Annotated in this window: 13 protein-coding genes and 2 pseudogenes; 10 read left to right on the forward strand and 5 right to left on the reverse strand. The window is 55.6% G+C overall.

Annotation, left to right across the window (positions count from 1 at the left end; all coding sequences use genetic code 11):
* Nucleotides 1-25 precede the first annotated feature (25 nt).
* The 7 genes and pseudogenes from PMI36_RS01620 (at nucleotide 26) to PMI36_RS01590 (ending at nucleotide 4,686) form a co-directional block, all read left to right on the forward strand.
* Nucleotides 26-487, forward strand: coding sequence for an isochorismatase family protein (locus PMI36_RS01620; RefSeq protein ID WP_008076144.1), 462 nt, complete (start codon nucleotides 26-28; stop codon nucleotides 485-487).
* A gap of 342 nt (nucleotides 488-829) precedes the next feature.
* Nucleotides 830-1,273, forward strand: coding sequence for a Panacea domain-containing protein (locus PMI36_RS01615; RefSeq protein ID WP_008076147.1), 444 nt, complete (start codon nucleotides 830-832; stop codon nucleotides 1,271-1,273).
* A 15-nt stretch (nucleotides 1,274-1,288) separates the two neighbouring features.
* A complete protein-coding gene (locus tag PMI36_RS01610) occupies nucleotides 1,289-1,699 on the forward strand; it encodes a hypothetical protein (protein ID WP_008076149.1) in 411 nt (136 codons plus the stop codon).
* A gap of 458 nt (nucleotides 1,700-2,157) precedes the next feature.
* A complete protein-coding gene (locus PMI36_RS01605; RefSeq protein WP_008076151.1) occupies nucleotides 2,158-2,532 on the forward strand; it encodes a DUF6124 family protein in 375 nt (124 codons plus the stop codon).
* Between the two features lie 35 nt (nucleotides 2,533-2,567).
* Nucleotides 2,568-2,832 (forward strand): annotated as a pseudogene (locus PMI36_RS01600) (hypothetical protein).
* A gap of 204 nt (nucleotides 2,833-3,036) precedes the next feature.
* The gene (locus PMI36_RS01595; RefSeq protein WP_008076154.1) at nucleotides 3,037-4,077 is read left to right on the forward strand and encodes a DMT family transporter; all 1,041 of its coding nucleotides are present in this window, start codon (nucleotides 3,037-3,039) and stop codon (nucleotides 4,075-4,077) included.
* 240 nt (nucleotides 4,078-4,317) lie between these two features.
* Nucleotides 4,318-4,686, forward strand: a complete 369-nt coding sequence (locus tag PMI36_RS01590; RefSeq protein WP_008076155.1) for a DUF6124 family protein — start codon at nucleotides 4,318-4,320, stop codon at nucleotides 4,684-4,686.
* A gap of 144 nt (nucleotides 4,687-4,830) precedes the next feature.
* On the opposite strand, the gene PMI36_RS01585 is transcribed toward PMI36_RS01590, so the two are convergent.
* From PMI36_RS01585 to PMI36_RS01565, 5 genes are all read right to left on the reverse strand, one after another.
* The gene (locus PMI36_RS01585; RefSeq protein WP_008076156.1) at nucleotides 4,831-6,027 is read right to left on the reverse strand and encodes a type II toxin-antitoxin system HipA family toxin; all 1,197 of its coding nucleotides are present in this window, start codon (nucleotides 6,025-6,027) and stop codon (nucleotides 4,831-4,833) included.
* Nucleotides 6,027-6,275: a helix-turn-helix transcriptional regulator gene (locus PMI36_RS01580; protein ID WP_032830757.1), complete on the reverse strand. Its 249-nt coding sequence runs from the start codon at nucleotides 6,273-6,275 to the stop codon at nucleotides 6,027-6,029. The genes PMI36_RS01585 and PMI36_RS01580 overlap by 1 nt, the downstream gene beginning before the upstream one ends.
* A 232-nt stretch (nucleotides 6,276-6,507) precedes the next feature.
* Nucleotides 6,508-7,071, reverse strand: coding sequence for a GNAT family N-acetyltransferase (locus PMI36_RS01575; protein WP_008076157.1), 564 nt, complete (start codon nucleotides 7,069-7,071; stop codon nucleotides 6,508-6,510).
* An 89-nt stretch (nucleotides 7,072-7,160) separates the two neighbouring features.
* Nucleotides 7,161-8,006, reverse strand: a complete 846-nt coding sequence (locus tag PMI36_RS01570; protein WP_008076158.1) for a phosphatase PAP2 family protein — start codon at nucleotides 8,004-8,006, stop codon at nucleotides 7,161-7,163.
* Between the two features lie 34 nt (nucleotides 8,007-8,040).
* Nucleotides 8,041-8,712, reverse strand: a complete 672-nt coding sequence (locus PMI36_RS01565; RefSeq protein ID WP_008076159.1) for a histidine phosphatase family protein — start codon at nucleotides 8,710-8,712, stop codon at nucleotides 8,041-8,043.
* Nucleotides 8,713-9,087: 375 nt separating this feature from the next.
* Between PMI36_RS01565 and PMI36_RS32560 the strand changes: the two are divergent.
* The 3 genes and pseudogenes from PMI36_RS32560 to PMI36_RS0130015 form a co-directional block, all read left to right on the forward strand.
* Nucleotides 9,088-10,014, forward strand: a pseudogene (locus PMI36_RS32560) (methyl-accepting chemotaxis protein); the annotation flags it as partial.
* A gap of 144 nt (nucleotides 10,015-10,158) precedes the next feature.
* Nucleotides 10,159-10,872 carry a methyl-accepting chemotaxis protein gene (locus PMI36_RS32565; RefSeq protein WP_429547825.1) on the forward strand — a complete coding sequence of 238 codons (714 nt, stop codon included), beginning with the start codon at nucleotides 10,159-10,161 and terminating at the stop codon, nucleotides 10,870-10,872.
* Between the two features lie 214 nt (nucleotides 10,873-11,086).
* Nucleotides 11,087-14,086 carry a Tc toxin subunit A gene (locus PMI36_RS0130015; protein ID WP_008076161.1) on the forward strand — a complete coding sequence of 1,000 codons (3,000 nt, stop codon included), beginning with the start codon at nucleotides 11,087-11,089 and terminating at the stop codon, nucleotides 14,084-14,086.
* Nucleotides 14,087-14,089 lie beyond the last annotated feature (3 nt).

Consider the following 14,089-nt stretch of genomic DNA (forward strand, 5'->3'; position numbering starts at 1 on the left):
CCCCCCCCCCCCCCCCGGAGATGCCATGCGCCAAGCCCTCCTGATCATCGACATGCAGCCTAGCTTCGCCCCGCCCCAATGGCTCATCGACGGCATCCGGACACTCATCGGCACCCTGCCCAGCGTCGCCACCGTCGAACGCTACGACGAATCCAAAACGCCCTTCCAGAAACAACTAGGCTGGCACCCCGCTCCGGACGACGACAGCCTGATCCAGGCCGACCGTATTTTCATCAAGCACGGTTATGCGCCGTCGCCGGAAACCATCGAGTATTTGAAAAGCCTGAAGGTGGATCGGGTATTGGTCTGCGGCCTTCAGACGGAGACCTGCTGCCTGGCGGCTGGATTTGCGCTGTTTGATGCGGGGTTGCAGCCAACGTTGATTACGGATTTAACGGTGGGGTCATCGCTGGATCGGACAGGCGGGCTGGGAATTAGGCTTTGGCAGCATCACTTCAAGCACACGGTGGAGGTGAGTGAGGTGTGATGGGCGCTGCCGTAGCAGTGATCAGGAGTAGGACAGGATTGGATTGGATTGGATTGGATTGGATTGGATTGGATTGGATTGGATTGGATTGGATTGGATTGGATTGGATGATCATGCTGGTACTGAATTAATCGTGGTCTGTCCCCGTTTTACAATGATTGCTAGGGTCTACGGGCGATGGATGCCGACTGCTGACATCGGAGCGGGATCGAAGGCTGAAAGGCTCTGGCACAAACCAGACGGAGATCAATTGACTTCTTCCAAGTCAAGCGGATAATCGGCGACCGTTTAGCTTTCGCATGCTATACGTATGTATTCACAGGACTTTGACTTGGAGGTCATATGCCTAACTCTATCGACGCGGCGAAATTTTTCCTCGCTCAAGCGAATGAAGATGCAGGCGATCTTGTGTCTAACCTGAAGCTTCAAAAGCTCGTCTATTACGCACAGGGGTTTCACCTCGCAGTCTTTGGCAGCCCCCTTTTTGACGAACAAATCGAAGCATGGACTCATGGCCCAGTGGTGCCATCGGTTTATCATCACTATAAGCATCATGGAAGTGGAAGCATCCCCTTCCCTACCGACTTCGACGCAGAAGTTTTCTCCGCAGAGCAAATTGACCTACTGAATGAGGTTCAACAGATCTATGGTCAATATTCTGCGTGGCGACTACGAGAAATGACCCATGAAGAGGCTCCCTGGAAGAACAACTTCAAGGCTGGCGCTTTGAACCTCGAGATTCCAAAAGACGAGATGCAAGCTTTCTTCAAGGGCTTAGTCAAATAAAAAGGAAGCAGGCCCATGGGACGACTCAGGGACAGAGCACCAAAGCAAAGTCAGATGCTGAAGGAGCGTACCGAGCAGGTCGACAATCCCGACCTAAAGCCTCCGATTTTCTCGTTTGAATATTTGCAGCAAGGCTACTGCGTCAGTGACTGCTCAGCCGAAGAGCGTGGTGGTGTTCTGGGCAAACTTCGCAGCTTGAGCCAGCTCACTTGGCAGCAGCTTAGACAGGCTCCTAGGCACGGGTTGGGCTACGAAATCATCGACCGCACATCCCTCAAGGCGTCTGTTCCAGCAGTCGTCACAGAGGACGTACACCTGATAGCATTTCGGGCGATCGGAAAGGCTCCGATGGTCGGGTTTCGATTCGGCAGAATTTTCCACGTTCTTTGGGTAGATCGGGCATACACACTCTACGATCACGGTTAACCTGCCCGTAGAATGACAGGAATATGACAGCCTCGACGCTACAACCTTTAAAATCAAAGGGTTAGCCGGGGCGATTCCCCCCCCGGCCCAATCGAAGCCAACAAAGCCCGCCAAGTGCGTGGCCAGATGCCGGGCTTTTTATTTCCCGTATACGCTCGGTATCCTCTTTCAGGGCGATCTTCATTGCGGCTGGACGATAAAGCACGTTACTCACTTCGATGTCGCTCAATAGCGCCTGCGTCCGACTCTCCCGACTCTCCTTTCCAACCTAGGTCTTAATTGCAGCTTTTGCTGGAGGCGAACTGACCACGTCCTAGGAAATTTCCCTCAAGTTGTGGCGAACTCCATGAACTGGCGAGTAACGATCCGAGTAGATAACCTTCTGTCTTCGCTGCAACCCGGCGGACGGTTTTGACAGGCCGAAAAGCGTAGGGATCCCTAACTTTCGGAGTTCCTCCATGAAAAAGAACAACCCAAATTCCCTTGAAAACCCAGACCTTTCGGAATCTGAAACCCTCGACCTGACCCAACTCTCCAAAGCCACCCAACGCGCCGTCAGCGCCCGCTTGCGCGACCCGAAACAGCCCGATCCCGTGAGCCATATTTTCACCATTCTCCCCGACGTCGACACCCCAACCCTGCTCGGTCACGCCAGCGAAACCCTGGCCTCCATGAATGTCATGACCACCGATCTGGCCGACCAGCTTGAAGGCTCGCATCGCAACGTGGCATTGGCGATTCAGCAACTGGCCGTGCTGGCCGAGATGTTGATCAACCGAGCGCTGGATAACCTCGACTCGCCCACGCCGGCGGTCACGCCCGTCTGCCACTGAGTGATCACGCTCGTTGATTGAATGGAGGTTTTGTCATGGATCGATACATGCCGGTCACCGGTATCGACTGCACCATCGCGTCGCTGCTGATCGACACCGAAGCACCGCTGGACGTGTTGCATGAAACGGCGGCCTACCGCATCCGCACGGCGACTCAATTGCTGGAGAGTTTCGCTGTGAACTGTGAACGAAGGCGTTCACAGCGAGCTGGCGCGGGTGTTGGTGACTTCGCTGCGCGATGGTTGCGATTTGCTGGATGTGGTTGGGCGAAGGTTACAGATGCAGGTTTCGGCGCTGTAACGAACCCAGCATAGAAATCGTTGCCGCTACCCCAATACAAAAAGGCACCTGACGAGCCTATCGCAGGTGCCTTTTTGTCGATTTGAGCGGGTATTCCTCGGCCGCCTCCGCCACTTTTTCAACGCACCCGTTGCGATTCAGTGCGCTATCTGTACGTGACGGGTATCGTGTTTCTCAACAATGCCTTTTGCTACGGAACCGATGATGACCAAAAGCATTTTATACGCCTTGGGTGCTGCGGCTCTCTTTGGTGCCAGCACACCGCTTGCCAAGGTCCTGGGGCTGAACGTCTCACCATTCTTGCTCGCCGGCTTGCTTTACCTGGGAAGCGGCTTAGGTCTCACCGTCACCAGGTTAATACGTGATCGCGGTTGGCAGTCTGCCGGCTTAACAGCATCGGAATGGCCATGGCTCATTGGCGCTATCGCGTTCGGCGGAGTGCTGGGCCCGGTGTCTCTAATGTTCGGCCTTACCCTCACCTCAGGCACCACTGCTTCGCTGTTGCTTAACCTTGAGGCGGTGTTAACCGCTCTGCTTGCCTGGATGGTTTTCAAGGAGAACGCCGACCGGCGGATCGTCGTTGGAATGATCGCAATAGTTGCAGGTGGCGTTCTTTTGGGCTGGCCTCAAACTTCCGCGGGGCCCCATGGTTGGGTTGGCCCGATCGCAGTAGCGATTGCATGTTTTTGCTGGGCCATCGATAACAACCTTACCCGGAAGGTTTCCGCATCGGATGCATTGTTCATCGCCGGCATCAAAGGATTGGTCGCCGGGGTCGTCAACTGCGTTTTAGGGATTGCTCTTGGAATGCATCTCCCTGAATTGTCTCTGCTAGGGCCAACGCTGCTCGTGGGCTTTTTAGGATACGGCGTTAGCCTGGTGCTATTCGTTTTGGCTTTGCGGGGGCTTGGAACAGCACGCACAGGTGCGTACTTCTCTACTGCACCGTTCTTGGGGGCCGCTATTTCAATCCTGCTTCTAGGCGAAGCAGTGACGTGGGTGTTTTGGGTTGCTGCAGGCCTGATGGGGGTAGGCGTCTGGATACACCTTACCGAGAGCCATTCTCACGAACACCAACACGAACCACAAACACATGACCATCCGCATGTTCACGATGAGCACCATCAACATGAACATGCCTTTGAGTGGGATGGCACTCAACCTCATAGCCATTTACACGACCACGCTCCCATCCAACACAGTCATCCGCACTTTCCTGATATCCATCACAGACACCCACACTGAGCGACTGAGACGGAGGAGTATTCGGCACGGCGGTTGCTCAGGGCCAAAAATAGTGAAAAAGGATTTCTCTGACAGATTAGAACCACGCCATCCTGGGAAATTTCCCGCAACCCGTAGCGACTTCCATGAACTGGCGAACAACGTTTCCGGCAGATAGTCTTCACGCTTCGCTGCAAACCCTGCGAATGGTTTTGACAAGCCGAAGCAGCGTAAGGATCCCTAACCTCATGGAACGCCCTTATGAAAAAAATCACCCTGCATTTAGTTGAAAAACCGGCCACTTCAGAGCCTGAAACTCTCGACCCCACCCAACGTCCCCAAGCCACCGAACGCGCCGTCAGCGCCCGCCGTCGCAACCTGAACAGAAACATCTTCAGCGTCCGCCCCGACGTTGACACGCTCACCCTGCTCTCTCATGCCAGCGAAACCCTGGCGTCCCTCAACGTCATGACTCTGGACTTTGCCAACCGACTCGATGGGCCACAGCGCAATGTAGCGCTGGCGCTTCAGCAATTGACGATGCTGACCGAGCTTTTGGTCAACCGAGCGCGGGATAACCTTGATCCGAACGCGTCGGTGGCTGTAGACAAGCCTCCTGTCTTTCACTGATGGATCGCGCTCGTTGATCAAATGAAGGTTTTGTCATGGATCGATACACGCGACGGTTACAGACGCAGATTTCTGCGTAGAAAAGCAAAATGGGCGACCTCATTGAGGTCGCCCATTTTTGCTCAGCCCGTGAAAAATGGATTTCTACCCGAAAGTCAGTACAAATGGCGCCGCCGCTTTTTGGATGGCTCTGACCACATGAGGTGCCTGCTCTCGATGCTGGGGATAGCGCTCCAACACCACCTCCAACGCAGCCAGCAGTGTCTGGATACGCTCCTTCGGATGGGTGACTTCACATGTCTGCGCAAACTCCAGCAATCCTTCTCGCGAGGCAAACATTGACTTGTTGCCCGCCAGATCCAGCGCCAATACATCCTCCGGTATATAAGCCGTGGTGTTGACGATGTCATAAGCTGGCGCCAGGTGCGCATCACGTTGCGTAGGCTCCGAGTAAAGCAAGCCAAAATTCTTCAGGTGAGCGTCGCCATTTCCGACGATGCAGCTCAGCGCCACGCTATCGAAGAGTTGATCAAGGGAGGATCGCAGATGCTGCGCGGGGCAGAACAGGCGAATCGCCTTGACGATTGCTGCATAGCTTTTGCTGTACTTCTGATCGGCTGAAAGCCCCATCAACGCGGCCATGTCCTCGAAACCAAGTGGATCAAGTTGGTCGTCTCGATCAAAACGACGCATCACAAACAACTTGGAATTGTCGGAGAGGAAAAACTCCGGGACGGGGATGCCCGCCTCCTTGGCAATGGACATGCAAAGGAACTCGTTGATCGCCAGACCTGGAAACTCGTCTCGGCCACTTTTGATGATCAAATCGGAAGTTTTCGAGGTGATTCGTGGTCGCGACTCCTGCTGCTCCGGCACCAGGACTTTCGGTTGAACACCTGAAATACCTGCACGCAGGATGTAGCGATCAAGCAGGTCTGCAAAGATATCTTCCGTGCCGTCCCACGTCAGAATCTCTTCAAGTTTTTCTCCCGCAAATGTCTGCGCCCCCAACAGGGCATCGACCGCCTCCGAGCGCACATGAACCCTGCCGATGGGTGAACTGCTACCGGACAGAGCGAGTAACAGCATTGGGTCAACGTTCACGGTTTTGGCCAAGCGATTGCGTAGCTGCTCCAGCACATAGCCTTCCGGCAGGTTCATCTGGAAGATAGGGTGCAGGTCTCGTCGACGAAACTCGTCGGGGCGAACGGGCATCGTCAAGCTGATTGCCATGTTGGGCAATGCATCTTCGTCGTAGCGGAAAATGAAATCCTCCGCGCTAGTGAGGATTCGGCCGCTGCCCCCTTCGGGGGTACTGACTTTGAGCGAGGTCATTTTCATTAAAACAGCTCACCAAGTTCTTCCAGGGTCGGCATGGCTGCCGGAATGACAGCAAATTCGCAATCCAGAGCACCTAACACCCGCGCATAAGCACTCATGCTCACAGAAAGAGTGCCCTTCTCTACTGCGATGACTTTCTGCCGAGTCAGCCCGGCGAGTTCGGCCAGATTTGCTTGCGTCAGGCCACGATTCATACGCTTTTCGCGTATTTGCTTACCTAAGCGGGAGATCAACAGAGAATAATCCATGTTCATTTACCGTGACATTTATATTTAAATGTACCGTATACATAACATTATTGCGACTACCGGGTATTTCGCTCACTCAGAGGGACACGCCGGAGGCCTTCCATCCACATGAATTTTTCTTCACCCCACCACCTCCCCCCAACCTGTACATTGCCCTCGCTCATTCAAGAAACTACGGTTTGCCCGCGCTCCCGCGGGCTTTTTTTTGTCTGCGGTTTTGTTGGCGGTCAGTTCAAATAGCCCGCGCAGGGGAAACCTTCGGCAGTTCCTGCAGGCATTTCAATCGATACAAATATTCCTGCTCCCCATGCTGCTGCGCACACCGCGCCTGATAACACTTCCTGATCAAACCAAAACCGGCCGATTCAGCCAGCCGCTGGCTCGCCACGTTGGCCGAGTCCGTGGTCAGGTACAACGTGAAACCGGGCAGGCTTTTGATCAATTCTTCGAGCGCTGTGCGCATATAACCTTTGCCCGAATACTCGGTATTGGCCCAGTAGCCGAGGACGTAGCGGTTGCGGCGCCGGGGCTTCAAACCGATGCAGCCGATGATCGTGTGCGCCGCATCGTCGACGATAAACAGCCGCCGCTCACCTGTTTCGCTTTTGAATTCTTCGACTGCCCGCGCGAGGAACGATCTGGCCTCGTCCTCGGTGGTGTAGGGTTTGGCCCAGGGCAGAAATTCGGAATGGGTGGTAAAACTGGCGTTAAGCGCATGCTGCAACGCTTTACACCATTCGGGGTCGGGGGCACTCAATCTCAATGTATGAGTGCCCACCGTCAGCGAAAGCTCCATTGCATCTTCCTTGAATTCAAACTCCGTAGCGTCAAACAGTAGCAGTGCCAGGAAGGACACTGCTACTCAGGAATTCAACGGCCCCCGGCCTAAATCTCCGCGCTGGCGGGTGAACTTGTAAACGGCTCAACGACAGGTCGCTCAGCCTGCTGTCGCACCGGCAGCTCCAGCCGCGCCCGCCCATAGAACGCCAACGCCGTCAGCAAACATGCCAGCCATACAAAGATTCCCGCCCAGAAGGTGTGGGACATGTAGTGCCAACCCTGTAGAACCCGCGTCGTGCCGTAGACGAAACCGAGCAGCAGCGAGCCGTGCATCAGCGCTTTGGAATACCGCCAGCGGTAGCGACGCGCCACGAAGTACAGCGCGAGCATGGTGAAGCCGCCCGACGCATGTCCACCCGGCCAGCAGCGACCATTGCCTGCGACTTTCAGCAGGTCGAAATTCTGGTACCACTCCTTGTGTTCGATGTTCCCGGCGTACTGGGTCGTTTCGACCGGGCAATACACACTGGTGTGGCCTTTGAGGTAGTGGATAACGCCAGTGCTGATGGAAAACGCGAACACCACATAGAGGAAGTCCCGACGGTGTTTACTGGCGAACCGAAGCACCGGCGCGACTTTGATTTTTTCCAGGAGCGTGATGATCTTCGAATGTTTTTCAGCCTTCAGTCGCGGCCAGAGAAACGACAGCAAAGCGCCGATGATCGCGACCTCGCCGGTCCAGTTCGGGATGATCCGCGCCCATTTATGAGTGATTTTTTCGAACAGATGGACATGCTGTAACGGAAACAACCGTGTGGCCGGATCATAAAAAAGATCGCTGAAGGCGATATCAATTCTGGTGAGATCAAACAGCAGGAACACCACGACCGCGCAGGCCAGCGGAATACCAAAGTTCACCCAGTAAAAGCGGTAAGGGGAAGAAGTCAGCATCGTATGTCCTGATCCAGAGGAATGATGGTGAAACTCATTCGGTGGTTACCGAACGCCAGTCGGAGGCTTCGATGAAACCGAGCATGCGCGGCGGCTGAGACTTTTTGGCGGAGATAAACAGAGAAGCGCCATAACCCAAGGTCTCGGTCGATAACTTGAGATCTTTTTCGAGTTGCGCCATGCATTCGCTGTGGGTCACCAGAATCAGGTTGCGTCCGGCCACCTTGTGCGCCAAGGCATCGCGCAGCATGTTGTCTCTGCAGTGGACCAACCAGTCTTCGCCGACGCCGACCTTGTTGAACATGTAACCGGCGGTTTGCGCCGTGCGCATCACCGGGCTGTTGTAGATGTCGGCCCGATCCAGCCCCAGATGCTCGAACTGCGCGCCGACACTCACCGCCACGCTTCGGGAGCGATCGGTGATGCCGTCATTGCCGCTCAGGCAGGCAGCCGTGGAGTGATCACAACGCTCGACGTGGCGCACCAGCACGATCATGTCGCCTTTGGCCCACCCGGTCGCCAACGCCCGGGCACCCGCCACATTGCCATGGGCCAGGTCAGGGACGGCGGCGGGTCGCAACAGCCACACGGTCAGCGGAATAACCAACAAGGCAGATGCCAGCACGACTGCGGCGTTTCGATAACGGGCCAAACGGCTCAGATCGATCGAGCGTTTTATCCCGAACAGACTCAGTCTCAATTCCACATCAAGCCACCTCGCCGGCATGCACCACTGTCATTCGTTGCCGCGAGGGTAAAGAGGCGCGCGTCGGCAGCCGGTGAAACCCGTGTGAAAACCTTGTTACAAACTTTGCCTAACAAAAACCTTTCAGCTCCCGGGATTGCTGCCGATACAGACCTGCTAACCCCCCCTTGCTGGCTCTTAAAACAACAATCTTCCAGCCAACCGACGATCAAGAAGCACAACGTTCCTGGAGGAATATTGATGAATAGCTGGTTCGGTAATATCAGCGTGAACCTGAAACTGGGCCTGGGATTCGGCCTGGTCCTGGCACTGACCTGCATCCTCGCCCTGACCGGCTGGACGAGCCTGGGCGGGTTGATTGACCGCAGCAACTGGATGAGCGACATCACTCAGCTCAACGCTGGGCTGACCAAGCTGCGTGTGGTTCGCCTGCAATACATGCTGACCAACGGCGACGAAACCGCCGCACAGAATGTGCAGACCACCCTCGACGGCTTCATCGCTCAGCAACAAGCGTTGCTGTCGAGTTTCAAGAGCCCGGAAAACGTCAAGTTGCTCAAAGAGCAGAGCGCTACCATCAGCGCTTACCAGATCTCCCTGAACAAAATGCGCAGCGCCTACCGCACCGGTAACAGCGCCCGCGACGCCATGGGCGCCAATGCTGATACCGCCAGCAAGTTGATCGAAGCAATCAGCACCCGCGTGCAGCAAATGCCCCTGAGCGACCAACGCTTCGAACAGTTCCAGGCCATCACCGCGGCCAAGGAAGCGTTCATCCTGGCTCGCTACGAAGTGCGTGGTTACACGGCCAGCACCAACGCCGAGACTGAGCAAAAAGCCGTCGCCCAACTGGACACAGCCATCGCCAGCCTGAACCAGCTCAACGTACATTTCGCCGAGACCCAGCAAGATGCGCTGCGCCAGCTGGAAACCGCGCTAAGCAACTACCGCAGTGCCTTGCAAGCGTATAAAGCCGCCAACACCGAGGCGGTGCAGGCGCGCAAGGAAATGACTGACCAGGGCGCCACCATCGTGACCCTGAGTGACCAGCTGTATCAGATCCAGCTCGACCGCCGCGACGCCGAAAGCGCCCAGGCCCGCACGCTGCAACTGATCAGCACCTTGCTGGCCTTGCTGGTGGGGGTCATTGCCGCCGTGATCATCACCCGTCAGATCACCGGCCCGTTGCGCGATACCCTGGCCGTGGTCGAGCGCATCGCCAGCGGCGACCTGTCCCAGGACGTCAAAGTGACCCGCCGCGACGAACTCGGCGTGCTGCAGCAAGGCATCGCACGCATGGGCGTAACCTTGCGCGATTTGATCAGCGGTATCCGCGATGGCGTCACTCAGATCGCCAGCGCCGCCGAAGAACTGTCAGCCGTGACCGAGCAAACCAGCGCCGGGGTCAACAGCCAGAAAATCGAGACCGATCAAGTGGCCACCGCCATGCACGAGATGACTGCCACGGTGCAGGAAGTCGCGCGTAACGCTGAAGAAGCGTCCCAGGCCGCAGCGGCCGCTGATGGCGAAGCGCGCGAAGGCGATAAAGTCGTCAACGAAGCCATCGCCCAGATCGAACGCCTGGCCAGCGAAGTGGCGCGCTCCACCGAAGCCATGAGCGTGCTGCAGCAGGAAAGCGACAAGATCGGCAGCGTCATGGACGTAATCAAGGCCGTGGCCGAACAGACCAACCTGCTGGCCCTCAACGCCGCCATCGAAGCGGCCCGTGCCGGTGAAGCCGGTCGTGGTTTTGCCGTGGTGGCCGACGAAGTTCGTGGCCTGGCCCAGCGCACGCAGAAATCCACTGAGGAAATCGAAGGCCTGGTGGCCGGCTTGCAGAACGGCACTCAACAAGTGTCGGTGGTGATGAACAACAGCCGCGCCCTGACCGACAGCAGCGTGGCGCTGACGCGCAAGGCCGGCGTATCACTGGAAAACATCACCCGCACGGTGTCCAACATCCAGTCGATGAACCAGCAGATCGCTGCCGCTGCCGAGCAGCAAAGCGCCGTGGCCGAAGAGATCAGCCGCAGCATCATCAACGTACGCGACGTGTCTGAACAGACCGCCGCCGCCAGCGACGAAACGGCCGCCTCCAGTGTTGAACTGGCGCGGTTGGGTAATCAGTTGCAGATGATGGTGAGTCACTTCCGGGTGTAACGCCTGCGCCTCAGGCCCGTCAGTATCGTTACTGGTGGGCCTGGGGCTTACTGGCGAATGTCACGACTATTCTCCGTTCAAAATCCTACAACCTTCCCGCCTCATTCCTCCTGCCAAGTGGCGAAGTTTCCAGCTCCCATTGAACGAAGAAGCTGACAGCGCTTCCGCCTGCCACACCGTAATGTCGATCTCTCCACCTCAGAGACGCATCGGCATGGACGACACCCCCTCAACCGAGAACAACACTAAATCCTTACTCGATACATTGATCAAGGCCTACGCCCCCGAAGGCAAAGCAGCAGAATTTGAAAAGCTCGTTAAAGAAAAGCTCGGGCTTACCTCGGTGTTCGATATCACCGGGATGACCGAAGCCGACTTCAAGGACCGTCTAGCTACCGAGATCAATAACGACAAAACCCATGCTGGCAACATCGACGCCAAGTCACTCTATAACGACGCAAGATGTTACGCCGCTCAGATCAGCCATCTCTATCGTGAGCAGCGCACGTCAGACGGAACGGCACAGCATCAATGGCATCCCCTAGGCATTCGTGCGGTCGAGAAACAGGGCCCCACCTATACCCATCTGTTCAAAGAGAACTGGGACGACGCCTGTAAGAATGATTCGATCGCCGCCATCGATTCACCGGTCGCCTACCTTAGAGCGCTGTACCGGTTTGCCCTGCAACTGGAATCCAGCACCTCGCAATCACCGGATGAAAGAAACATCCGAATTCCGTTGGCAAGACGCCGTCCGGATCTCGCCGATCTGTCGATTGATCAGCAAAGCGCCTTCACTGCGCAACCGATGCTCGGAATCGTCAATGCGATTCTGGACAAAAACATTCAGAAGGCGCTGCAGACCACCGATGACAAAGGCAAGTCGACCTATGAGGTTTTAGCGCATAGGTATTACCCCTTTGCCCTTCCTTATGAGTTTTTCCATCATCAGTGCCTGCTGGGGTTGAGCGCGAACAAACCGACGCTCGGAGAACTGAACTATCTCATCAGCGATTCCCTTCCTCTCACGCCTTCCAGAAGTTCTCCGTACGGCAAGGTGCTGGAGACTGCGTCTCATGAAGCTCAGATGCTGATGTCCGGGCTGGGTCCGAAACAGCAAGCGTTGCTGACAGCCTGGGCCGAAAAAACCCTGACACATGAGGTACACACACGACTCACCCCCGAGGAACAGAGCGAGCGCAAAGGCAACTACTGGGAAAAAATCTTTGGCAGCGCGTCGATTTCCGACCTGAAAAAAATACCGACCTTTCTGGAACGAACCGAACTTAAGGCCGAGCAAATGGAAGCATTGCTGGCACAAGGTAAATTCGCGCCTCGCACATCCCCTCATTACTCCTTGGGGGTGCCTTTTTCCCGGCCCTATGGTGCCCGTTATGTAAATGGCCCTGTCGTTGCCGATGATAAAAGCATGACATTGGACAACGAAAATAAGCCCGGCGAAATCACCAATGCGACCGAGGACAAACTCGAACGCCTGCATCGAATGATCCGCCTCCAGCGCTGGCTCGCAATTCCGTTCAACGAACTGGACATCCTGATATGCAGCGCATTGGAGTCGCAGTTGCGAGTCAATGCAAAGATGCAACTCGACAGCTATGTCATTCGAACTCTCGGTGTTTATCGTTTTTTGAACCGGCGGTACTCGATCACAGCTGAAGACTTTGCGGCACTGCTACACCAGATATCCCCATGCGCTATCGGCGATAATACTTCCCTATTCGATAAGGTATTCAATAAAGCCCGGCTGTTCGAAAAGCCACTGAAGCTCGATGGTCGAGCCTTCCTGGCGAACGATTCGGACCCGGTCTCTCATACCATTCTCCAGCACTTGAGCGTCAGCCTGGGCCTGCCTCTGACAGAGGACTCGCTATTGATAGTGGTCAAAAACACGCAGAAATACCTGGGTCCGCTCAAGTGTGACTTGCCCACGCTGTCATCAATTTATCGCCAGGCCCGGATAGCGCGAATGTTCGGTCTATCGATTGCCGAACTGTCGACGCTGGCAAATGTGCTGGGCGGGGAAAGTATGTCCAGGTGTCTGGTAACCGGTAACACCCTGTCTGGCGAGATTGATGAAGTCGCTCTGAGTGCCCCCCCTCAGGAAGCTTCTGTACTCGACATTCTCGATATCCTGATGCAGTTGGACTGGATAACCCGCTGGATTAAGGAGTCCGCCTACGACATCCCGATGCTGCAACGTCTTCTTGAACTGCATCCCAATGACGACTATCTCTTGGGGGACTTGCAGCATCACCTCACCAAACTTGTCGCCGATACGCGCCAGTGCGCGGTAACAGCACAAGAACTGGCGACATTGGCACTGCCGGAAAAGTTTGATTGGGGAGCGAAGCTGGCGGATACCCTGCTCGATGATAAAGGTCTGGTAAAAAATTTCGCCCCTTCGATCAAAGACGATGTACCGCAGAAGCTGACAGATGCGCTGGATAAAATCTTTGTTGAATTGACGCTGGATGCGGATCCCGACAAAGACCTCAGGCTCAAGACCAACTGCAAGCAAAAACTTAAAAACCTTCTCCTGCTCGCCCATGATCGTCAGCAGCACCTGATCGAAGCGTTTCTGCAGGAAACCTTTTTGCTGCCCATGAACTGTGCAAGCGATGTAGTGGTGTGGGCGAAAACCTCCGTCCATCAAATTCTCACCGCAACGCTGGACTCAAAAAACGCCTACGAACTTGCGCGCGAACTGCATCCGCTTCTGCGCCATACCGAGGCCGCTGTCCGGCTGCAGTTAAGCAACAAGGCTTTGCGCGCGCTCCTGAACACTGCCCGCTGGCTGGACACACCGGATGGACAGCTGAGGCTGTCGTTCAAAACCTTGTATCTGTTCGATCGCTTCAACCACTTCATGAGTACTTACCAGCAGCCGGAAGAAAGCTTGCTGAGTTACCTGGAGTTCGCGAACTTCTTCGGTCGCGAGACAAGTGTCGTCAACCTTCGCCTGGCCCAATTACTGAAATGGACCACGGCTGAAGTCACCGTGCTCACCTCGAAGCTGATGTTCAAGCAGGCCACAACAATGAGAGACATCGATTGGGTCATGCGCTGCCACAACGCTTGCAAAGCTAGCGGGCTTAACGCGACCGCTCTGCTAAATGCAGCATCCCTCGACAACAACAGTCCAGTCGCGCAATGGAAAACAGTCGGTGAAGCCGTCATGGCGGCCAGTCACTAATCC

Source organism: Pseudomonas sp. GM79 (genome assembly GCF_000282495.1).
Taxonomy (GTDB): domain Bacteria; phylum Pseudomonadota; class Gammaproteobacteria; order Pseudomonadales; family Pseudomonadaceae; genus Aquipseudomonas.